The sequence below is a fragment of the Lactobacillus sp. genome, assembly GCF_051873315.1.
In the GTDB taxonomy this organism is placed as follows: domain Bacteria; phylum Bacillota; class Bacilli; order Lactobacillales; family Lactobacillaceae; genus Lactobacillus.
Genome location: NZ_JBJEES010000144.1, coordinates 1 through 21,724, shown reverse-complemented (window position 1 = coordinate 21,724; position 21,724 = coordinate 1). Strand labels below are relative to the sequence as shown.

Below are 21,724 nucleotides of genomic sequence, written 5' to 3'. Positions count from 1 at the left end.
TTCTGACAACGAATCTGAAACTGCTTTGCATTTTGCAAGGCAGTTTTATTTTTGCGCGTTTTGGAACTAACGTTCGAAAAATCGTGCTATAATTATGATAAAAACAGCAAGGAGGGGCAGGCATGCGCTTGGCGGAAGTAGCCGACTACATTCAAAGCAAATATGGAATTGAGGCCAGCTATGTCGACCTGGCTGGGCAAACCCTGGCCGCGGTCACGGTCCCAGGAGCAAACGAAAGCTTCGCCCTGCTTCTTAAGAAGGACGGCCGCGAAACGGTTGAACTGAAATGCGGGTCATTGGCTAAGTTTTTGGCTGCCCAGCCGGCTTTTGGGCCGGCCATCTTTATGCAGGATCCGGCCTGGATCAGCGTTGATTTAGCAAATCCCGATTTAAACGACCGCTTCTTTTACAAGACCCTGGATTCTGCCTACCAGAGTTCCCGGCCGCTGGAAGCGGTGAAAAGTACTGTAGAAGAAAAGAGCCAAGAGCATGAAATCTACCTGCTAGACGATGAGGGAGAAGACTTCCAAGAAGAAGTGATCCCAAAGCGGCCAGCCTTTTTCAAAGACAGCGACTTCGACCGTCTGCTGGCTGAGAAGGGCAAGCCCGTGGTTCCGGAAGGGATCAAGCAGATGCAGGAAAGTTACGACTATCTGGCTGTTCCCCGGCGGGAGAGCAATTTTTACCGGCAGGGGATGCTGATGGCCAATTATGAAGATGACTTTGGTAAAATGGTCCCAATTAACAAGCAGCGGCCAGTCTACCATGATCTGAATGTTGACCAGTTGCGGTCCTATTTTTCCTGGCGGACCAAGTTCCGGCAGGGCAAGTACAAGCCTGTTTCTAGCGCCTATATTTACCTTCTGGCCAGTGAATTGGTCTGTCAGATTGGGGTTAAGGATAAAGCCGACGGTCTGCGCCAACTGCGCCTGCTTTTTGCCAAGTGCGCGGAGCAAAAAGATATTTCCACCAGTTGGCAGCAAAAGCACATTCTGCAGAATTACCTGGTCTATTATGATTTTCCGCTTGATGAAGTCCGGCCAGCCTTTGAAGACGAGCTGATGCGGGGGGAAGTTTATCATAATCTCCTGTCTGCTGAAGCAAGCGGGCAGGAACTCTACCAAGCCATCTGCTGCTTGTCTTCATATTTGCCCAAGAACAATCCCTTGCTGAAAAAAGAGCCGGAGAAGTTTTATGAACTTTTAGCCCAGGTTTGGCAACAGGTCCGCTTGAACCCTTACCAGCTGCTCAAGCTTTTGGTGGGAGAAAAGACCACTTTTCCGGTAGAAATGTTTGCTGACACGGTCTTCTTCAGCCTTGATCCGGTAAAAGAGGCTGAGCTTGTTTTAGGCCCTGGCCTGGTCTACCGCTGCCAAGGCGGGCAGTGGAGTAATGAAGTCTACTGGCCTTCCAGCCGGCAGAGGCAGCTTTTGGCCAATTTCATGCATGAATTTGACCGCTTAAGCCGGCAGGCTTTTAAACAGGGGCGGGCCCTAAAAGAAAAAGACCTGCCCCCGGCTTTTAAACAGGCAATCGTGCAAGGAATTGCCGACTACCAGGAAATTCTGGCTGAAAGAACCCGGCCAAAGGTTAAAATCAACCTGGCCAGCTTGGACCAGATCCGGGCCGATGCCGCTGAAACCAAGGAAAGCCTGCTGACTGAGGAAGAGCGGCAGCTGGAGGCGGAAGAAGCTGAGATAAGTAAGCAAGTAACTGATTCTTCTGCTGCAGAAGAAAAGCTGACAAAGGACATCGATGAAGCGGCTGCCAGCGACCTGGGCTTAAACGATACTGAGCAAAAGCTCTTGCTGGCCATATATAATGATCAGCCCTACCAGGACTTTTTGCGTCAGCAGCACCTGCTTTTAAGCGTAGTCGTGGACCAAATTAATGAAAAGATTTTTGACGAAATCGGCGATGCCGTAATCGACTGCGATGGCCAAAAGGCGGAAATCGTGGAGGATTACCGAAGCGACCTCGCTGACTTATTAGGAATTGAGGAGAAATAGTGGAGCAAAAGAAACGGATTCCCAAGCGGATTGCCCAAACAGTTATCAGTTCACTTAAAGGCGGGGTAGTGCCTCGGATCGGCCTGCCCTATATTACAGTGGGCCGGAAGGCGGAAATCGCGGCCCTTTTACATGACGTCGACTTAGTCAAAGAAGGCGGGGCTTCCTTCCGCTTCGTCGTGGGCCGGTACGGGTCGGGCAAGAGCTTTTTGCTGCAGACCATCCGCAATTATGTGATGGACAGGAATTTCATCGTCTTAGACGCTGACCTGTCCCCGGAACGCCGCCTGCAGGGCAGCAAGGGGCAAGGTTTAGCTACCTACCGGGAACTGATCCAGAACCTGGCAACTAAAACCCGGCCGGAAGGCGGGGCCTTAACTTTAGTTTTGGACCGCTGGATCAACAATGTCCAAACGGCAGTAGCCAGCGAAATTTCTTTTGATGACCCCGGCTTTCAGACCGCTGTTGACCAGAAGATCGTCAGCCAGATTTCTTCTTTGAGTGAAATGGTGCATGGCTATGACTTCGCCCAGCTTTTAGAGCGCTACTACCATGCTTACCTGGCTGGTGACGAAGAGACCAAAGGAAAGGTAGTTAAATGGTTCAGAGGGGAATACCGGCTGAAAACCGAGGCCAAGCAGGACCTGGGCGTCAACATTATTATTTCTGACGAAGACTGGTACGAGTACTTGAAGCTTTTTGCCGTCTTCTTCCGCCAGGCTGGCTACAGCGGCATGTTCATCATGGTCGATGAATTAGTCAACCTCTACAAGATTCCCAACGCCATCTCTCGCCAGTACAACTATGAAAAGCTGCTCAGCATGTATAATGATGCCATGCAGGGCAAGGCCAAGTACCTGGGCATTATTATGGGGGCCACGCCGCAAGCGATCGAAGACCGGCGGCGGGGGGTTTACTCTTATGAAGCCCTCAGGTCCCGTCTGGCTGAAGGCAAGTTTGCCAAAGAAGGGCAGCGGGACCTGTATGCCCCAGTTATCCGCCTGGAGCCCTTGACCGCTGAGGAAATGCTGGTTTTAACTGAAAAGCTGGCTGACATGCATGCCAGCCTTTACGGCTATGAACGGACGATCAGCGAAAAGGATCTGGCTGATTTCATCAAGATTGAATATGGCAGAGTCGGCACGAGCAGCATGATCACCCCAAGAGAAATTATCCGGGACTTTATTGAGCTGCTGGACATTGTCTTGCAGAATCCTGGCCAGACCGTGCAGAGCCTCTTAACAGACGGGGATTTTGCTTATACTGAGCCAGACGCCGTCTCAGATGAAAAGACCAGCGATTTTGCTGAATTTACGATTTAAGATGTGCTAAGGGAAGTTTGTTTATGGATACTTTTTCCCGCTATGCTCCCTTCATCCAGGACTATATTTATTCCCGGGGCTGGGAGACCTTGCGGCCCCTGCAGACGGCAGCGGCCCAGGTGATTTTTGATACGGATGACAATCTGCTTTTGTCGGCTTCGACTGCTTCGGGGAAAACCGAAGCAGCCTTTTTTCCCATCTTGACAGATTTGGCGGAAAATCCGGCTGACTCCATTGCCTGCCTCTATATCGCCCCTTTAAAGGCCTTGATCAATGACCAGTATGACCGGTTAAAAGACATCTGCGAAGGCAGTGACGTCCCGGTTTGGCGCTATCATGGGGATGTTTCGTCTTCTCAAAAGCGGAAAATGTTCAAAAGGCCCCAGGGGGTTTTGCAGATAACGCCGGAGTCTTTAGAGAGCCTCATGATCAACAAGCACGCGGATATTCCCCGCTTATTTGGCGACTTGCGCTATGTCGTCATCGACGAGCTGCATTCATTTTTAAGAAGCGACCGTGGCGGGCAGACCTTTTGCCTCTTAGAGCGTCTAAACCGGCTGGCGGCCGTTAAGCCGCGCAGGATTGGCCTGTCAGCTACTATCGGGGATCCAGGGGCGGCTGGACAGTTCTTAGGGGCAGGATCAGGCCATAAGACCAGGATCCCTAAGGTTAAAAGCCAGCCCCAACGCTGGCGCTTGTCAATGGAGCACTTTTATAATAGCGGTGAGCAGGCAGGCGAGCATTCTGCCCTGCCGGCCCAAGCCGTTTTAGCTAAGGCCAGCGACCAGGCTCCAGAATTAGCTGATCCGGGTCTGGCCTATATTTTTAACCATACCCGTGGCAAAAAGTGCCTGGTTTTTACCAACAGCCGGGAAGAATGTGAAGCTGTTTGCCAAGTTTTGCGGCAGTATTGCGAATATAAGCACGAACCAGACCGCTTCATGATCCACCACGGCAACCTGTCCGCGGCTCTCAGGCAAGGGGCGGAGGACATCATGAAGGATGAAGACGCCAACGTTACGACCTGCGCGACGGCTACGCTTGAACTGGGCATTGACGTCGGCCAGCTAGAGCGGGCCTTTCAAATTGAAGCGCCCTTTACGGTTTCCGGCTTTTTGCAGCGGATGGGGCGGACCGGCCGGCGGGGCAACCCGGCAGAAATGTGGTTTGTCATGCGCGAAGAGCAGGCCGAAAGCCGGGCCATGCTGCCGGTCTTGATTCCTTGGTCACTTCTGCAGGGGATTGCCCTGGTTGAGCTGTATTTACAAGAGCGTTGGGTTGAACCGCCAAGAGACCACCAATTGCCTTACAGCCTCCTTTACCACCAGACCATGTCCACTTTGATGGCCGGCGGGGAGATGAGCCCGGCAGAACTGGCCTCCCGGGTCTTGACCCTGTCCTACTTCCGCTGGGTCAGCCAGGATGACTATAAAGTTTTGCTCCGCCATCTGATCAAGACCGACCAGATCCAGCTGACGGAAAATGGCGGTTTGATCGTTGGCCTGGCTGGCGAGCGGGTTACCAACAATTTCAAGTTTTACGCCGTTTTCCAAGAAAATGAGGAATACAGCGTTCACGCTGAGTCTGAAGAACTGGGGACGATCGTCAAGCCGCCGCCCTTGGGGGAAAAAATCGCCATTGCCGGCCATGTCTGGGTGGTTGAAGAAATCGACCGCCGCCGGCGGCAGGTCTATGTCCACCAGGTCAAGGGCCGGATTCCGGCTTACTTTGGGGATGTAGCGGGCGACATCCATCCCAAAGTCCTCCAGCAGATGAGGAAGATTCTGGCAGAGGAGCGTCAGTATCCTTACTTGATGAAAAACGCGGCTGCCCGTTTGAGCGAAACCAGGGCAATGGCGCAAGCGGCCGGCCTGCCAGGTAAGCAGCTGGTCAATTTGGGAGCTAAAACCTACTGCCTGTTCCCTTGGACGGGTTCTTATGCCTTCCTGGCTTTGGAGCGCTTCTTGCGCCTTAAGTGCGCAAGCCGCTTAGGGCTGAAGAATTTTGACTCAGTCCGGCCCTACTACATCCAGTTCAGCATGGATGTCAGTGAAGGAGACTTTTACCAGATTCTGGCTGAAGAAGCCGCGAAAGACTTTGACCCCTTGGACCTGCTCTATCCTAAGGAAGTGCCAGTTTTTGACAAGTATGACGAATACCTGCCAGATGATCTGGTCAGAAAAGAATTTGCCTATAGCGTCCTGGATTTGGCTGAAATGCGGCGGGCAATCGGAGAGATTACGAGACAAGAGGGCTGAAAAAGATGTACAATAATGTCTAATAATCAAATCTCGATTTTTTAGAAAGGAAATTTATGTCAGTAAGCAAGCGTCCGATTTCCAGTTTTCAAGAATTAGAAACAGCCGCTGATGACAGCGATGAGATACATTTTAAGTTAAACGGCCAGCAGTGGCTTTTAGTTGATGATGGCAATCCTTTGACTCCAGAAAGCAAGACCTTGATCAACTGCGACTTGCCGGAAGAGCAGCAGTTTTTTGCCAATACAGAGGAATTTCTGGCCTGTGAGATTGGGGGGCAATCTTTAGCCGCCTGCTGGCCCCAGATGAGCGAGGTGGCCATTTGGAGCGTGCAATTTGAGAGCTTGGAGGAGTTTGTCCAGGCAATCAAAGATGGCTGCGACATTCAGTTCTCTCTGGCAGGCCGCCAATACAGTCTGGGCCAGTCCAGTGAGCGGAAGGTTTACCGGCAGCTGACCTGGCGCTTGGAAAAAGGCGGGCAGGTGAAGGTAAAAAAATTTGCTGACCTGGACCAGCTCTTAGCCTTTGAAATTGCTGGCAAAAGCTTGGGCAAGCAATGGTCAGCCATGAAAAATGTCGACTACGGTTGATTTTAATTTAAATTTTTTCGAGGATAAAAACTCCAGGAAAAGGCTTTACTTTTCTGAAATCATAATTTTTCAAGCTTTTCACTGGGTCTAACTTAATAAAATAAGAAAAATAGACTTTTAATATAAACAAAAGAAACTTCCTTGATTATCGGGTATAATGTTAAATAGATCCTATATGATAGAAAGATGAAAAACATGAAGAGACAGCCGCAAATAATTAAGAGAATCATCCAGGCCTTGGCTTTGAGCCTGCTGCTTTTGCTGGCGACCAGCCTGACTGCTTGTTCCAGCAAGCAGGAGAGCAGCTATGCCCGGGCCAAGCAGTCCAAGCAGATTACCTGGGGGGTCCGGCCGGATACGAAGCTGTTCGGTTTGACCAACATCAAAACCGGCAAGATCGAAGGTTTTGAAATCGACCTGGCCACGGCCATTACTAAGCAGATCTTAGGGCCTAAAGGCAAGGCTGTCTTTCGGCCGATCACGGAAAAGACCCGGATCACGCTTTTGCACAACGGCTCCCTTGATGCCGTCATTTCAACCATGACCATCACCAAGGAGCGGATGAAGGTAATTGACTTCTCAGACGTTTACTTTAACGCCAACGAATCGATGATCGTCAAGAAGTCCAGCAAGATCAGAACGATTGCTGACCTTAACAAGAAAGGCGTTGTCGTCATTGCCATCAAGGGGACCGACGTGGCCAATCAGGTGGCCAAGCTGGCACCAAAGGCCAGCGTCAAGCAGTTTGACGATTATGGTTCAGCCTTCAATGCCTTAAAGGCAGGGCAAGGGGACGTCATGATCGACGACAACGGGATTCTGGCCGGCTTGATTGCTGACACGCCGGAATTCACCTTGACCAAGGCCAGTTTGGCTGAGGAGCCTTACGGTATCGGGGTTGAAAAAGGGCAAACCGAAATGCGCCAGGCCATTAATAAGGCCTTGAAGAAGCTGCGGGCCAGCGGTAAATATGACCAGCTGGTTAAGAAGTGGTTTGGTAAGGTCTCCGGCTTTGACGTCAAGCAGGCAGAAAGCCAGAAGGTCAAGATTCAATAAAGAATCAGAATAAGACAGAAAGCAAAAAAGCTAGGAGCGTCAGCTCCTAGCTTTTTTGCTAGCACGTAAAATTTTTGATTTTTATTTTTAGTCTTAAAGAATGGCGCCGACAACGATGAGGCAGAGGCCTGCAAGCGTAGCGACCAGTTCTTTGCCTTGCTTGCGTTCACCTAGCAGGGTCATCCCGCCGATAGTGGAGATGATGACGCTCAGCTGCCCGTAGATAAAGGCGTTAGTCACCCCATTGACTTGCGCGGAGATGATGTAGGCGTAAGCGGCAATACCGAAGCTGATCCCGGCGAAGAGGTCAAGGTAGCTGGCCTTTTCCTTGAAGGCAGCCTTGTTGCCGCTGAAGGCCAGGTAGAGCACTGAACCCAGCAGGATCCCCAGGGTTTGCGGCAGGAACATTGATTCAGCATCAGCCGTAATAGTCTTAGGGAAGGCGGAGTAGGCCAGGTAGCCGACCGTGGTCAAGACCAGGAAAAGAATATCCTTGTTGGTAGTCTTCTGGCTGAAGTCGTCGCCTTTTTCCGTGTAGGCGGTCAAGACAACGCCGACCATGATAATGGCCAGGGCGATGATCCCGAAGATGAAGTCGTTGCTGGTCTTCCATTCACCGAAGATCAAAGCCCCGATGATGGTGTTGCCGACCAGCTGCAGGCCAGTTGAGATCGGCATGGTCTTGCTGACCCCGATCCGGGTAAAGGAAATGAACTGGCCGATTTGGCCGATGGTCCATAAAGCACCGGACAGCAGTGACAGGAAGAAGACCGGCATGGACATGGCCGGATGCTGAATTAAAGTCACGATAATGCCAACGATAGTGGCACCCATGCCGACGCCGAAGATTTGGTTGGCCGGCTTGCTGTTAGGAACCTTGTTGACGATCCATGGCATAACCCCCCAGCCAATGGCTGGCAGTAAAGCAATGATGATATTCATTAATTGAAAACCCCTTTAACTAATAATTTGTCGAATAGTTACTAGGTTAACGGAGTTTTAGGAAAATAGCAATAGAAAACGCTATGAAAATGTCAACCGTTTTCAGAAAACGGTTAAAATAAAAAGATGATTTGCATAAAACAAAGCACCTTTTTCAAAAAATATTAGTCAATATCAGTCAATATTGGTCACTTACCGGCAATAATGAATTAATCAATATTTGTTCTGTAAAGGCCAACAACCTTGCCTAAAATCTGCACATGGTCCAAGATAATTGGATCCATGGCATCATTCTCCGGCTGCAAGCGGTAGTGGAGGTCTTCTTTGTAGAAGCGCTTGACTGTTGCTTCACCGTCATCGGTCATGGCGACCACGATTTCCCCGTTTTGGGCCGTGGTCTGCTTGCGGACAATGACGTAGTCACCGTTCAAGATACCGGCATTGATCATTGAAGTGCCGTGCACCCGGAGCATGAAGAGCTCACCAGCGTCACTGGCCAAGTTCGGCGGAAGCGGGAAGTAGTCTTCCACGTCCTGGACAGCCAGAATCGGCTGTCCGGCGGTAACAACGCCGATCACAGGGATGTCTTTAGGCTTGATACCCAAGGCGTCCAGGCCGGCATGGGTGATTTCCAAAGCCCGGGGCTTGGTGGCGTCCTTGATGAGGTAGCCCTTGCGCTCCAGTCTGGTCAAGTGGCCGTGGACGGTGGAGGTTGAGGACAGGCCAACAGCAGCGCAGATTTCCCGGACCGTCGGCGGGAAGCCGCGGTTTTCAACGGTATCATAGATGTATTGCAGAATTTCTAATTGTTTCGAGTCATGAGTTGCCATATTTTTTACCTTCGTCAAAAATCTTATTGTCGGTTATTATTTATTTTAGCAAATATTCGGAGAGTTTGCAAACAGGCGTTCTAGGCTTAAAACTTTTTTTATTTTTACAAAGCGAGTACACTATTCATATCACGAGAAAGGTGGCTATGTTTATGGCAGAATCAGATCAAGTAAGACAAAGAATCAATGAATTGTACAAGAAGAAGCAGGAAAGCGGCTTGACGGAAGCAGAAGAAGCCGAACGCAAAGAACTGCACAAGAAGTTTATCGCTAATTTCCGGGCGGGCTTCAGGCAGCAGCTGGACAGTCTGGTGATCGTCGATGACAAAGGCAAGGACGTCACCCCAGAGAAAGCCAAGCAGATTCAGAAGGAAAAGGGCCTCAGATAGGAATTTTTTCTTTAAAAATGGTCTGAAGTTTTGTAAGATAGTATTTGTGTGACTAACGAATACTATCCGCTGAGGCGGATAACAAATTAAGACCAATGGAGGTTTAGCGATAATGAATTTAGGTTTGGCGATTTTCTTGATTATTTTGGCAGCTCTTCTGGGTGCGGTTGCCGGCTTTTACGGTGCCCGGACTTACATGAAGAACTACTTTAAGAAGAATCCCCCAATTACCCGGGAAATGGTTGAAACCATGATGTCACAAATGGGCCAGAAGCCTTCAGCCAAGAAGGTCAACCAAGTGATGAACATGATCAAGCACCAGTCAGCCAAGAACTAGGTTTAAGAGGCAAAGAGCGCTAGGGGAGTCCGGGCGCTCTTTTTTTGCGGGCTAGGGGAATTAGAAAAAAAGGTGAAAATGATAGAATTAGGATAAAAAGAAGAAGCAAAGAAAAGAGGGAGGAAAAAATGGATACTTTCAGCAAGCTGGGCTGGTTCTTTAAAGCCCACCGCAAGCGCTATGCCCTGGGGATCACGGCTCTCATCTTGACCTCGGCAGCCAACTTGGTTCCGCCGCGGATCCTGGGCATGATGGCTGATCAGCTGGACACGGGAAAAATCAGCTGGCAGCAGTTTTTTGGATTTGTTTTGGCAATTTTGCTGGCGGCTTTGGCTCTGTACGTTTGCCGCTATTTCTGGCGCAAGCAGATTTACGGCGGGGCGGCAATTTTGGAAAAGGAATTGCGGGGCCGGCTCTTTTGGCATTTTCTGCAGATGGACCGGACCTTCTTTCAGCGCTACCGGACCGGGGACTTGATGGCCCGGGCGACCAATGACGTCCAGGCCGTCCAGAACGTGGCCGGTGACGGAATCTTGACCTTGATCGACTCGATTTTTACCGGGGGGACCACCTTGCTGGCCATGATGATCCTGGTAGACTGGCGCTTGACCCTGGCTGCCATGCTGCCTTTGCCGCTTTTGGCCTTCTGTGCCCGCTACTTGGGCGACCGCCTGCACGATGCATATATGGATTCGCAGGCGGCATTTTCGCGCTTGAACAACAAGACCCAGGAATCCTTGTCTGGGATTAAGGTCTTGAAGACTTTTGGCCAGGGAAAAGAGGACGCTGAAGCTTTTAACAAGATGACCTATGAAACGGTTGACATCAATAAAAAGGTCTTCCGGATCGACTCACTTTATGACCCGATGATTACCGTGATCATCGGCATCACCTACATTATCACCATTATTTACGGGGGCCGGCTGGTGCTCAGCAAGACGATCAGCCTGGGTCAGCTGATTTCCTTTGTTTCTTACATCGGGTCCATGGTCTGGCCAATGTTTGCCATCGGCTACCTGTTTAACGTTCTTGAGCGGGGGAGTGCCAGCTACGACCGGATCATGACCCTGCTCAATGAAAAATCTTTGATCGTGGACTCTGATTCTATGGACAAGGAGCAGAAGCTGACCGGAGACTTGCGTTACCACGTGACCAGTTTTGCCTATCCGGATGAACCAGACAAGAATGCCTTAGGAGCCGTTGACTTTGACCTGAAAAACGGGCAGACGATCGGCCTGGTAGGCCGGGTCGGGTCAGGCAAGACGACCATTATCCAGCTTTTGATGCGGGAATTTGACAACTATAAGGGCCGGATTACTTTTGCCGGCCACGACATCCGACAGATCCCCCTGGACGTCTACTTGAAGGAAATTTCCTATGTTCCGCAAAACAACTTCCTGTTCTCCATGTCGGTAAGGGACAATATTGCCTTTGCCAAGCCGGATGCCAGCCAGGAAGAGGTTGAAGCAGCAGCTAAAAAGAGCGCCCTTCACGACGATATCCTGGCCTTCCCAGATGGCTACCAGACCATGATCGGGGAAAACGGGGTTTCCCTATCCGGCGGGCAAAAGCAGCGGATGTCGATTGCCAGAGCGCTTCTGCATGACAGCGAAATCTTGATCTTGGACGATGCCTTGTCAGCGGTTGATGCCAAAACGGAGAAGGCAATTCTGACTAAGCTCCGCCAAGAGCGGGAGAAGAAAATTACCGTCATCGCTGCCCACCGCTTAAGCAGTGTGATGGATGCCGACTTGATCCTCGTTATGCAAGACGGACAGGTGGCAGAAAGAGGAACGCATGAAGAATTGCTGGCCAAGGGCGGCTGGTATGCCCGCATGTGGCAGCGGCAGGAACTGGCCCAGAAAGTAGGTGAAGATGACGATGAATAATGAAGACTTCCAATCAGTCTGGCAGCAGCCGATTTCAACCAAAGAGCAGGGGCAGATTTTAAAGCGGCTCTGGACTTTTGTCTGGCTTTACAAGGCGGAATTATTGACTGCCGTCTTAGGGATGGTGGCTGTTTCCGCTATCAATATGCTCCTGCCGACCTGGCTGCAGTATTACATGGACCATTATCTAAAAAGCGGCCAGGTTGATTTCAGCACGGTCTATTATGTCGCCTTGATCTATGGCATTGGCGTGGTATTTAAGGCGGTCTTTCAGTTTACCTATGAATATCTTTATGCCTTAGCCGGAGAAAAGGCCTTGGAAAAGGTCCGCCGGGTCCTTTACGCAAAAATCCATACCCTGGGGATGCGGTATTTTGACCAGACTCCTGCCGGGTCGATTTTATCCCGGGTAACCAACGACACGATGACCTTGGGCAACTTTATGCAGGTTTTCTCTGCCTTTTTGTTAGGGATCGTGTCCATGGTAACTGCCTTGATTGCCATGTATATGGCTGATCCGGTGGCCGCGGCAATCGTGACGGCCTTTATTCCACTTATCGTTGGGGCAATCTGGCTTTACAACCGGGTCAACTCCAAGACCTATCACGAATACCGGGCCCGCAACTCCTTGATCAACACCAAGCTGGAAGAAAGCATTGCCGGCATAAACGTAATTCAGCAGTTCCGCCAGGAAAAGCGGGTTGATGAAGACTTTGAAAAAATCAACAGCCAGCAGATGCAGACCCGCTTCAAGCTGATCAGAACCAATGGCTTGCTCTTGTCGCCATTTACGACCCTGCTTTATTCTCTGGCCCTAACCTGCGTTTTGGTTTGGTTCGGCTATCCCCTCCGGGCAACTTTTGTCCCGGCCGGGATGATCTATGCTTTTGCCAACTACGTGCAGAACTTTTTTAACCCCTTGTCAGACATGATGAATTCTTTAACTTTCTTCACCGACGGGATCGTGGCCGGCAAGCGGATCTTCAAGATTTTGGACCAGGAAGAATATGAACCTGAGCAAAAGGAAAAGGCGGACGCTAAGATTACAGAAGGGAAAATCGAGTTCAAGCACGTGTCGTTTTCTTATGACGGCAAGCACGATGTTCTCCACGACGTTTCCTTCACCCTAAATCCAGGTGAGACTTTGGGGATTGTTGGCCATACTGGGTCAGGCAAGAGCTCGATCATCAATGTGATGATGCGGTTTTACGAGTTCCACGATGGCCAGATCCTTTTGGACGGAACCGACATCCGGGACTTTTCCAAGGCGGAACTGCGGCAAAAAATAGGACTGGTTCTGCAGGAACCCTTCATGTTCTACGGGGACGTGGCTTCTAACATCCGCTTGTATAATGACAAGATCACGGATGAGCAGATCGAAGAAGCGGCCAAAACCGTCCAGGCTGACCGCTTTATCGAAAAATTGCCCGGGAAATACCAGGCCAAGGTCATCGAAGGAGGGTCGGAATTCTCCAGCGGGGAAAGACAACTGATTTCCTTTGCCCGGACCCTGGTAACCAATCCCAAGATTTTGATTTTGGATGAAGCTACCGCCAACGTGGACACGGAGACAGAAAGCTTGATTCAAATGGGCCTTAAAAAGCTGCGCCAGGGCCGGACCACCCTGGCTATTGCTCACCGCCTGTCGACGATTGCTGACGCTGACCAGATCATTGTTCTGGACAAGGGGAGAATCGTCGAACATGGCAAGCATGAGGAATTGCTGGCACAGAAGGGCTACTACTATGACCTTTACACCCTCCAGCAAAACCGGGAAAAGTAAAATTGAATTAAATTAAGCTAAAAGCAAAATAAGAGCGCGCCCAGTGGACGCGCTCTTTTATTCTAATCCGGCAAGCTGGAGATTTTTGACGAAGGGGAGTTTTTTCAAATCGCCCAAAAGGGTATTAAGGTCACCCTCAAGGCCTGCCAAGTCCAAGGACATTAAAACGCTGGCGTGACTGGCCAAAGGAATGGCCTGGGAAATGGTCAAGACCGAGGCCTGGTGGTCAGTCACGCAGGTCAAAACCGCGGATAGGGCCCCGGGCTGGTCGGCTAAGAGCAGGGATAAGACCGCCTGCTGGCCCCGGGAAGGGTCTTTAGCTCTGAAAACATAGTCTTTATAGCGGTAATAAGTGTTGCGGGAGATGCCGACGCGTTCAGTTGCCTCGGTAACGGTGGCTGCCTCCCGGCTGTCCAGCATTTCCCTGGCCGCTAGGACCTTTTCCAGATAGTCGGGCAGGATCTTTTTATGTACGTAAAAATAGTCGGCCATGGCCAATCCTCCTTTGACATATTGCTTTAATTTTTGTTTAATAATAAGTGACTTTCCCCTTGTCAGGCCTTGCGGATAATGATACTATGTTTTTAATTCAAAAACAAGTGTCCCTGTATTAGAAACAACGGAGGCGGGTATGCAAATTGCGATCTTAGGCCGCGGAGTGGTTGGCGGCGGTATTGTCAAGCTGGTTGAAGAGGCGGAAAGTCCGCTTTTGCAGAATGTGAAAATTAAGAAGATCCTGGTGCACCGGGATGAGCAGATCTTAGATGACCAGCACACGACGGACTTTGAGGAAATCGTGGATGACACGGAAATTTCAGTGGTTTGCGAGTGTATCGGAGGCCTTGAGCCGGCCCACAGCTATGTTAAACGGGCCTTGGAAGCGGGCAAGCACGTGGTGACGGCCAATAAGAAGATGCTGGCGGTTTTCGCGGGTGAACTCTTTGCCTTAGCCAGGCAAAAAGGCCTGGTTTTGGCCTATGAGGCCAGCGTTGGCGGCGGGATTCCTTGGATTGCTAACATCAAGCGGATTCAGCGTCTGGAGCCGGTCACGGCCTTCCAGGGAATTTTTAACGGGACCAGCAACTACATCCTTTCCCAAATGGAAGAAAAGGACCTGGACTTTGCCACCTGCTTAAAAGACGCCCAGGACCTGGGCTACGCGGAAAAAGACCCCAGCGACGACATCGACGGCGGGGATGTTTGTTACAAGGTCTGCCTGTCAGCCTTGACCGCTTTTGGCAAGATTGCCGATCCAGGCCAGGTTGAGCAATGGGGGATCCGGCATTTGACCAAGGAAGACTTCGCCTGGGCTAAGGCAAACGGCCGGACCATCAAATTGCTGGGCCGGGGCAGGCAAGCAGGAGAGAAGCTGTCCTTGCAGGTTTTGCCGGTCATGCTGAAAAAGACCAGTCTTTTGGCTGGAGTGGGCCTTAACTTCAATGCCTTAGAAACTGATTCCGCCAGCCTGGGCCCGGCAACTTTTGTTGGTCAGGGGGCTGGATCCTTGCCGACCGCCCACGCGGCTGTCCAGGACCTCTTGGATCTGGCTGAAGGGAAAAAGGAAATCGTGCAAAGCAGTCAGCCGGCCCAGCTGCTTGATGAAGAAGAGCAGACTTTTTACCTGCGGACTGACCGGGCTGGCTTTTTCCAGGATGTAGCGGCTGAAAGAATCAATGAAAAGGCGCTTTTGACGAAAAAAATGACCTTGACGGCCTTGTCCCGCCTGGTCAAAGAAAGCGGAGACTCGGCGGCCTTTTTGGCGGGAGTGGCAGATGAGTAAAGCAGTCAAATTCGGCGGCTCTTCAGTCGCTAACAGCGAACAATTTAAAAAGGTCAAGCAGATTATTCTGGCTGACCCGGACCGCAAGTACGTGGTGACCAGCGCCTGCGGCAAGAGCGGAAAGGAGGACCACAAGGTTACCGACCTCCTCTACCTCTGCGCCGCCCACATTACCTATGACGTCAGCTATGAGTCGATTTTCCAGACCATCGTGGACAAGTACATGGAAATCAAGCGCAGCCTGGGCCTCAAAATTGACCTGGGCAGAGAATTTGCCAAGATCCGGCAGAATATGGCTCAGAACTTGAACCTGGACTACCTGGTTTCCCGGGGCGAGTACTTGACCGGCCTTTGCCTGGCTGAATACTTGGACGCGGACTTCGTTGACGCCAGCCGGGTGATCCGTTTTCATTATGACGGATCAATCGACCTAAAAAAGTGCCAGGAACTGCTAAAGGCCCAGGTTGACCCGGGCCGGCGGGTGGTGATCCCTGGTTTTTACGGTTCTTTGCCAAATGGGGTCATCAAGGTCATGAGCCGGGGCGGGTCAGATATTACCGGGTCAATCGTGGCTAATGCCTTTGACGTTGACGTCTATGAAAACTGGACCGACGTTTCCGGCTTTTACGTGGCGGACCCGCGCATTATCAAGGACCCGGTCCAGATTCCGCGGATTACCTACTCTGAATTGCGGCAGATGAGCTATATGGGGGCCAATGTCCTGCATGACGACGCGGTTTTCCCGGTCCGGCAGAAAAACATCCCGATCAACGTCCGCAACACCAACTACCCGGAAAATCCCGGCACCATGATCATGAATGACTGCAGCGAACTTGATGCGCAAGAGCCGCCTCATGTCATCACCGGGATTACGGGCAAGCAGGACTTTACGGTCATCACCATGGTCAAGTCGCATGTTTCAGCCGAGGCGGGCTTTTTGCGCAAGGTTCTGTCCGTTTTTGAAAAATTCCAGATCTCGATTGAAAGCGTCCCGGTTACGGTCGATACTTTTTCAATCGTGGTCCAGACCAAGAAGATCGAGCGCTACCTTTATGAAATCGTGGCGGAATTAAAGCATGAGCTGCGCCTTGACGACATTCAGGTCGAAAGCCAGCAGGCCATGTTGGCCGTGGTTGGCCGGGCCATGAGGCAGATGCCAGGGATGTCGGGCAAGATTTTGTCAACACTGGGTGACCAGCAGATCAACATCCGCACCATCAACCAGGCCTGCGATGAGCAAAGCATCGTCATCGGGGTTAACAACCAGGACCTGGTTCCGGCAATCAAGGCGATTTATCAGCAGTTTATTAGTGAAGAAAGAGTGGAACGATAAATGAAGATTGGTATTTTAGGTGCTACAGGGGCCGTTGGCCGGCAGATGCTGGAATGCATTGAAGAAAGAAAGCTGCCGGTTGAAGAGCTGCGCGTTTTTGCTTCCGAGCGCTCTAAGGGCAAAAAGCTGTCCTTTGCTGGCCGGGAATTGACCCTGGAAGTAGTCAGCCAGGAAAGACTGAACGGTCTTGACTACGTTTTGGGGGCAGTTTCCAACAGTCTGTCCAAGGAATACCGGCCCTTGGTTGAAAAGAGCGGGGCAGTCTACATCGACAACAGCTCAGCCTTTCGGCAAGAAGATGGCGTGCCTTTGGTAGTTCCTGAAATCAATGGCCCGGATGCTTTAGAGCACCGCGGTGTCATCGCCAATCCAAACTGTTCAACCGCAATCACCTTGATGGCTCTGGCGCCAATTGCCAAGTTGTCCCCGATCAAGACCATCAACGCCTGCACCTACCAGGCCGTTTCCGGCGCCGGCATGGGCGGGATCAGCGAACTTAAGGATGAAGTAACGGCTTTGACCAAGGGCGAGAGCGTGGAAGCCAAGGTCTTCCCGGCCCAAATTGCCTTCAATGTCATCGCCGATATTGGCAGTCCTTTGGAAAACGGCTATACGACTGAAGAAATGAAGATGCAGAATGAAGGAAGAAAGATCCTGCACTTGCCAGAGCTCCTGGTTACCTGCACCTGCGTCCGGGTTCCGGTCTACCGGTCCCACTCAATTGCCGTGACGGTCGTTACTGAAGAGCCAGTGTCAGTTGAAGATGCTGAAAAAGCCATCGCTGCTTTTGACGGAGACCTCCTGGTTACCGACCACACCCCGACTCCGCTGGAAAACTCCGACAAGGACATCGTGCAAGTTGGCCGCCTGCGCCGGGACTTGACCAACCCTAACGGCCTTACTCTCTGGTGCACCGGCGACCAGATCCGGAAGGGCGCGGCAACCAACGCCGTCCAGATCATGGAATACCTGGAAAATAACAAGTAAGTAGCAGCAGTAGAAAAAGCATAAAGAAAAAGGATTGAGCACTCCAGCTCAATCCTTTTCTTGTTCTTTTGTCATAATTAATTATTTGGCTTCATAGTGGAAATTCGGGTCCAGTTCCTGGTCGATCTTTTGCCAGGCTTCTTCCAGCTGCTGGTTGTAGGCAGCTTCAGTTTCAGGGGTCAATTTGGTCTTGCGGTCGATAACGATCGGGTCGCCGAAATTGATTTCCATGCCTTTTCTTTTTAATACCCCTTTAAAAGTAAGCGGACCTTGGTAGACAGCCGGGACCAGGGGCCGGCCGGACATTCTGGCGATAACCAGGGCACCGGATTTAAGGGAGGCTGAGTGCCGAGTGCCGGAAGGAAACATGATCAAAGACAGGCCTTCAGACTTTAAGCCCTTGACCGGGATCTTGATGACAGAAGGACCCGGGTGCTCACGGTTGACCGGGAAGGCGTGGGCATTGTTTAAGATCCAGCGGAGGACAGGATTTTTAAAAAGCTCCTGCTTGGTCATGAACATAAATTCCGTGGGGCTGGCGGCCAGGGCAAACAGGATCGGCTCCCACCAGTTCCGGTGCGGGGCAACCAAAATATAGGTGCCTTCCGGCAGTCTTTCCTTGTGGTGGACATGCAGGTGGCCGTTTAAGACCCAGACGATGAAGCGGACGATCGGTCTGAAAATACGATAAAGCATAAAAGAACCTCCAAATGATGTAGAATAAATTATAACACATCTAAGAATAAGGGACGGGCTTCAGAATTACATGATTGAACTTAAGGAAAACGAACGCATCGATTACATGCTGGGCGAGCAGCTGAAAATTATCCAGGACGGGCAGTCTTTTGCCTTCTCCCTGGATACCCTGCTTCTGGCTTACTGGGCCAAAGAAGCCATCAAAAACCGGTCCAAGGTCGTTGAACTCTGCAGCGGCAACGCGGCAGCCAGCCTCTACATGGCCGCTTTTAACAAGGCCCATTACGACGATGTTGAACTGCAAGAGGACATCGTTTCCAAGGCCAGGCGGTCGGTTGAATTAAACAACATGCAGGACCGGATCACGGTTCACCAGGGAAATGTCAAAGACGCGGGCAGCTTTTTGCGAAAAGACAGCTATGACGTCGTCGTGGTCAACCCGCCATATTTCAAGGCTCCAGCCGGTCACAAGCTGAACCCGGACAGATCTAAAGCTATTGCCCGTCATGAACTGGAGATCAACTTGGAGGAAATTATCGCCGTCTCAGCAGGCCTGTTGAAAATGAAGGGGAAGATGTTCATGGTTCACCGGCCGGAACGCTTGGGTGAGATCATCAATTACGGCTTTAAACATGACTTAGTCGTCAAGACTGTCCAGCCCTTTGTCTCCAGAAGAGGGCAAGACGCTAATTTAGTCATTGTCGAGGCAGTCAGAAGCGGGAAGGGTGACGGGCTGGTTTTGCGCGACGCGATCGAAGTCCATGAAGCTGATGGGAGCAACACTCCGGCAATTAAAGAGATTTTAGAGGCCAAATTGCCGGAGGAAAAACATTACTTTTATGTTCTCCTGTGCAGCGATGGCAGCTTTTACGGCGGCTACACCAACGATTTAAAGAAAAGGCTGCAGGCTCATAATTCCGGCAAAGGGGCCAAGTATACCAAGAACCGGCGGCCGGTTGAAATGATCTATCATGAAGAGTACGCCGACAAGTCAAAAGCCATGCAGCGGGAATATTGGTTCAAGCACCATGACCGGACCTGGAAGGAAAAATTTCTCAAAGAGCATGGGGTTAATTTTTAGGCGGAAAAGCTTGCGTTTAAAGGGAAAATCGAGTATGATAGACAAGCGTGCGGTTGCACGCTAGAAAACACATCAAGAGCGATCGGCATTCAGGTGCCTAAAGACAAACGGTTGAATGCTGAAATGAACGCTTGAGAGGAAATAACCTAGGAGGAATTTATTTATGTCAGTTGTATCTATGAAGCAATTGCTTGAAGCTGGTGTACACTTTGGTCACCAAACCAGAAGATGGGACCCGAAGATGAAGCCATACATCTTCACTCAAAGAAACGGGATCTACATCATCGACTTGCAAAAGACCATCAAGATGCTTGACGACGCCTACAACTACGTTAAGGCTGTTGCTCAAGACGACGGTGTTTTCCTGTTCGTTGGTACCAAGAAGCAAGCTCAAGAAGCAATCGCTGAAGAAGCTACCCGCGCAGGCCAATACTACGTCAACCAACGTTGGTTGGGTGGTACTTTGACCAACTGGACTACTATCCAAAGCCGGGTTAAGCGTCTGAAGGACTTGAAGAAGATGGCTGAAGACGGCACCTTCGACGTACTGCCAAAGAAGGAAGTTGCTTTGCTGACCAAGGAAATGGACAAGCTGCAAAAGTTCCTGGGCGGTATCGAAGACATGCCACGGATTCCTGACGTAATGTTCGTCGTTGACCCTAAGAAGGAAAAGATCGCCGTTCACGAAGCCAACAAGCTTGGCATCCCAGTTGTAGCCATGGTTGACACCAACACTGACCCAACTCCGATCGACGTAATCATCCCTTCAAACGACGACGCTATCCGTGCTATCCGCTTGATTGCCGGTGCTATGGCTGACGCCGTAATCGAAGGCAAGCAAGGTGCAGATAACGCCGACGTTGAAAAGGAATTGTCTGAAAGTGCTGAAGAAAACTCTGCTGAAGAAGTAGACGACGCTGAATAATTTGTCGTAAACTATCTTTGGAAGAATTCTGTTATTTAGTTTGACCTGGAGGACTTTTTTAAATGGCAAACATTACTGCTAAGCAAGTCAAGGAATTGCGTGAAACTACTGGTGCCGGCGTCATGGACGCCAAGAAGGCCCTGGTTGAAGCCGAAGGCGACATGCAAAGAGCTATCGAAATCATCCACGAAAAGGGTGAAGCAAAGGCTGCCAAGAAGGCTAACCGGATCGCTGCTGAAGGTTTGACTGGCGTTTACGTTGACGGCAACGTTGCTGCTATCGTTGAAGTTAACGCTGAAACTGACTTCGTTGCTCAAAACGAACAGTTCAAGACTTTGGTCAACGAAACTGCTGAAACTATTGCCAAGGGCAAGCCTGCCAACAACGAAGAAGCTATGGCATTGACCATGCCTTCAGGCGAAAGCCTTGAAGAAGCATACGTAAATGCTACTGCTACTATCGGTGAAAAGATTTCCTTCCGCCGTTTCGCTGTTCTTGAAAAGACTGATGACCAACACTTTGGCGCTTACCAACACAACGGCGGCCACATCGGCGTCTTGACTGTTGTTGAAGGCGGCGACGAAGCTCTGGCTAAGCACATTGCAATGCACATTGCCGCAATGAGCCCAAAGGTTCTGTCATACAAGGAACTTGACCCAGCTTTCGTTCGTGAAGAACTGGCTCAGCTCAACCACAAGATTGACCAAGACAACGAATCACGTGCCATGGTCAACAAGCCGGCTTTGCCACACCTTAAGTATGGTTCAAAGGCTCAATTGACTGACGAAGTCATTGCTCAAGCTGAAGAAGACATCAAGGCAGAACTGAAGGCTGAAAACAAGCCAGAAAAGATCTGGGACAAGATCATCCCAGGCAAGATGGCCCGCTTCATGCTGGACAACACCAAGGTTGACCAAGAAAACACCTTGCTCGCCCAACTTTACGTTATGGACGACAGCAAGACTGTTGAACAATACCTTGACTCAGTCAACGCTTCCGTAGTAAGCTTTGTTCGTTTCGAAGTCGGCGAAGGCATCGAAAAGAAGCAAGAAGACTTTGCTGCTGAAGTTGCTGCACAAATGAAGAACTAATTTCTTCTAGCAAGAAAAAGGATGGGGAAACCCATCCTTTTTTTGTGGGCAAATTAACTTTTGCAAATTTAAGCTGGTGAAATAGCGTAAATAGGAGAGACAGTTTTCTGTTTTATGGTAAAATAGTTAGAGCTAATTAGGAGGGCATTATGAGTCAAGTTAAATATCATCGTATCATTTTGAAAATTTCCGGCGAAGCTTTGGCCGGGGAAAAGGGAACTGGCATTGACCCAACTGTGATCAAGAAATTGGCACATGAAATCAAGCTGGTTCATGACATGGGCGTGCAGATCGGCGTCGTTTGCGGCGGCGGCAACATGTGGCGTGGTGAAACCGGGGCCAAGCTGGGCATGGAAAGAGCCCAAGCTGACTACATGGGCATGCTGGCCACGATCATGAATGGTCTGGCCCTGCAAGATGGTCTAG

At 50.6% G+C, this 21,724-nt stretch carries 20 protein-coding genes; 16 read left to right on the top strand and 4 right to left on the bottom strand.

All coding sequences use genetic code 11. The features are described from left to right. The first annotated feature begins 122 nt into the window (after positions 1-122). The 5 genes from ACI32D_RS09000 (at position 123) to ACI32D_RS08980 (ending at position 7,235) form a co-directional block, all read left to right on the top strand. The gene (locus tag ACI32D_RS09000) at positions 123-2,009 is read left to right on the top strand and encodes a TerB N-terminal domain-containing protein (protein WP_439776238.1); all 1,887 of its coding nucleotides are present in this window, start codon (positions 123-125) and stop codon (positions 2,007-2,009) included. Further along, positions 2,009-3,331 carry an ATP-binding protein gene (locus tag ACI32D_RS08995; protein ID WP_439776237.1) on the top strand — a complete coding sequence of 441 codons (1,323 nt, stop codon included), beginning with the start codon at positions 2,009-2,011 and terminating at the stop codon, positions 3,329-3,331. The genes ACI32D_RS09000 and ACI32D_RS08995 overlap by 1 nt, the downstream gene beginning before the upstream one ends. Positions 3,332-3,354: 23 nt before the next feature. Next, positions 3,355-5,589, top strand: coding sequence for a DEAD/DEAH box helicase (locus ACI32D_RS08990; RefSeq protein ID WP_439776236.1), 2,235 nt, complete (start codon positions 3,355-3,357; stop codon positions 5,587-5,589). A 56-nt stretch (positions 5,590-5,645) separates the two neighbouring features. Next, positions 5,646-6,179, top strand: a complete 534-nt coding sequence (locus tag ACI32D_RS08985) for a hypothetical protein (protein ID WP_439776235.1) — start codon at positions 5,646-5,648, stop codon at positions 6,177-6,179. Positions 6,180-6,374: 195 nt separating this feature from the next. Beyond that, positions 6,375-7,235 carry a transporter substrate-binding domain-containing protein gene (locus tag ACI32D_RS08980; protein ID WP_439776234.1) on the top strand — a complete coding sequence of 287 codons (861 nt, stop codon included), beginning with the start codon at positions 6,375-6,377 and terminating at the stop codon, positions 7,233-7,235. A gap of 93 nt (positions 7,236-7,328) precedes the next feature. On the opposite strand, the gene ACI32D_RS08975 is transcribed toward ACI32D_RS08980, so the two are convergent. Together ACI32D_RS08975 and lexA are read right to left on the bottom strand one after the other, a co-directional pair. Beyond that, positions 7,329-8,177 carry a GRP family sugar transporter gene (locus ACI32D_RS08975; RefSeq protein ID WP_439776233.1) on the bottom strand — a complete coding sequence of 283 codons (849 nt, stop codon included), beginning with the start codon at positions 8,175-8,177 and terminating at the stop codon, positions 7,329-7,331. Positions 8,178-8,386: 209 nt separating this feature from the next. After that, on the bottom strand, positions 8,387-9,007 hold the full coding sequence (gene lexA / locus ACI32D_RS08970; RefSeq protein ID WP_439776232.1) for a transcriptional repressor LexA: 621 nt from the start codon (positions 9,005-9,007) through the stop codon (positions 8,387-8,389). Between the two features lie 152 nt (positions 9,008-9,159). Here lexA and ACI32D_RS08965 point away from each other — a divergent pair, with 152 nt between their 5' ends. From ACI32D_RS08965 to ACI32D_RS08950, 4 genes are all read left to right on the top strand, one after another. Next, complete coding sequence (locus tag ACI32D_RS08965; protein ID WP_439776231.1) at positions 9,160-9,396, top strand: DUF896 domain-containing protein; 237 nt, start codon at positions 9,160-9,162, stop codon at positions 9,394-9,396. Between the two features lie 112 nt (positions 9,397-9,508). Beyond that, on the top strand, positions 9,509-9,733 hold the full coding sequence (locus ACI32D_RS08960; RefSeq protein ID WP_296226826.1) for a YneF family protein: 225 nt from the start codon (positions 9,509-9,511) through the stop codon (positions 9,731-9,733). Between the two features lie 128 nt (positions 9,734-9,861). Further along, positions 9,862-11,622: an ABC transporter ATP-binding protein gene (locus tag ACI32D_RS08955; RefSeq protein ID WP_439776230.1), complete on the top strand. Its 1,761-nt coding sequence runs from the start codon at positions 9,862-9,864 to the stop codon at positions 11,620-11,622. Continuing rightward, positions 11,615-13,405 carry an ABC transporter ATP-binding protein gene (locus ACI32D_RS08950; protein ID WP_439776229.1) on the top strand — a complete coding sequence of 597 codons (1,791 nt, stop codon included), beginning with the start codon at positions 11,615-11,617 and terminating at the stop codon, positions 13,403-13,405. The genes ACI32D_RS08955 and ACI32D_RS08950 overlap by 8 nt, the downstream gene beginning before the upstream one ends. 57 nt (positions 13,406-13,462) lie before the next feature. On the opposite strand, the gene ACI32D_RS08945 is transcribed toward ACI32D_RS08950, so the two are convergent. Beyond that, positions 13,463-13,897 (bottom strand): ACT domain-containing protein, encoded by a 435-nt coding sequence (locus ACI32D_RS08945; protein ID WP_439776228.1) that lies wholly within the window; start codon positions 13,895-13,897, stop codon positions 13,463-13,465. A 139-nt stretch (positions 13,898-14,036) separates the two neighbouring features. Here ACI32D_RS08945 and ACI32D_RS08940 point away from each other — a divergent pair, with 139 nt between their 5' ends. Genes ACI32D_RS08940 through ACI32D_RS08930 form a run of 3 tightly spaced genes read left to right on the top strand, consistent with a single transcriptional unit; the run spans position 14,037 to position 17,505 of the window. Beyond that, positions 14,037-15,185, top strand: coding sequence for a homoserine dehydrogenase (locus ACI32D_RS08940; protein ID WP_439776227.1), 1,149 nt, complete (start codon positions 14,037-14,039; stop codon positions 15,183-15,185). Further along, entirely contained in the window at positions 15,178-16,518 is a 1,341-nt protein-coding gene (locus ACI32D_RS08935; RefSeq protein ID WP_439776226.1) for an aspartate kinase, read from the top strand. Before ACI32D_RS08940 ends, ACI32D_RS08935 begins: the two co-directional genes overlap by 8 nt. Then, positions 16,519-17,505, top strand: a complete 987-nt coding sequence (locus ACI32D_RS08930) for an aspartate-semialdehyde dehydrogenase (protein WP_439776225.1) — start codon at positions 16,519-16,521, stop codon at positions 17,503-17,505. An 81-nt stretch (positions 17,506-17,586) separates the two neighbouring features. Here ACI32D_RS08930 and ACI32D_RS08925 read toward each other — a convergent pair whose 3' ends face one another. Next, positions 17,587-18,201 carry a lysophospholipid acyltransferase family protein gene (locus tag ACI32D_RS08925; protein WP_439776224.1) on the bottom strand — a complete coding sequence of 205 codons (615 nt, stop codon included), beginning with the start codon at positions 18,199-18,201 and terminating at the stop codon, positions 17,587-17,589. A gap of 70 nt (positions 18,202-18,271) precedes the next feature. Here ACI32D_RS08925 and ACI32D_RS08920 point away from each other — a divergent pair, with 70 nt between their 5' ends. The 4 genes from ACI32D_RS08920 to ACI32D_RS08905 all read left to right on the top strand — a co-directional run. Further along, positions 18,272-19,282, top strand: coding sequence for a GIY-YIG nuclease family protein (locus ACI32D_RS08920; protein ID WP_439776223.1), 1,011 nt, complete (start codon positions 18,272-18,274; stop codon positions 19,280-19,282). A 163-nt stretch (positions 19,283-19,445) separates the two neighbouring features. Continuing rightward, entirely contained in the window at positions 19,446-20,207 is a 762-nt protein-coding gene (gene rpsB, locus ACI32D_RS08915) for a 30S ribosomal protein S2 (RefSeq protein WP_270447754.1), read from the top strand. A gap of 62 nt (positions 20,208-20,269) precedes the next feature. Next, positions 20,270-21,298, top strand: coding sequence for a translation elongation factor Ts (tsf, locus tag ACI32D_RS08910; RefSeq protein ID WP_439776222.1), 1,029 nt, complete (start codon positions 20,270-20,272; stop codon positions 21,296-21,298). Positions 21,299-21,447: 149 nt separating this feature from the next. Next, a partial coding sequence (locus tag ACI32D_RS08905; protein ID WP_439776221.1) for an amino acid kinase family protein occupies positions 21,448-21,724 on the top strand: 277 nt, incomplete at its 3' end.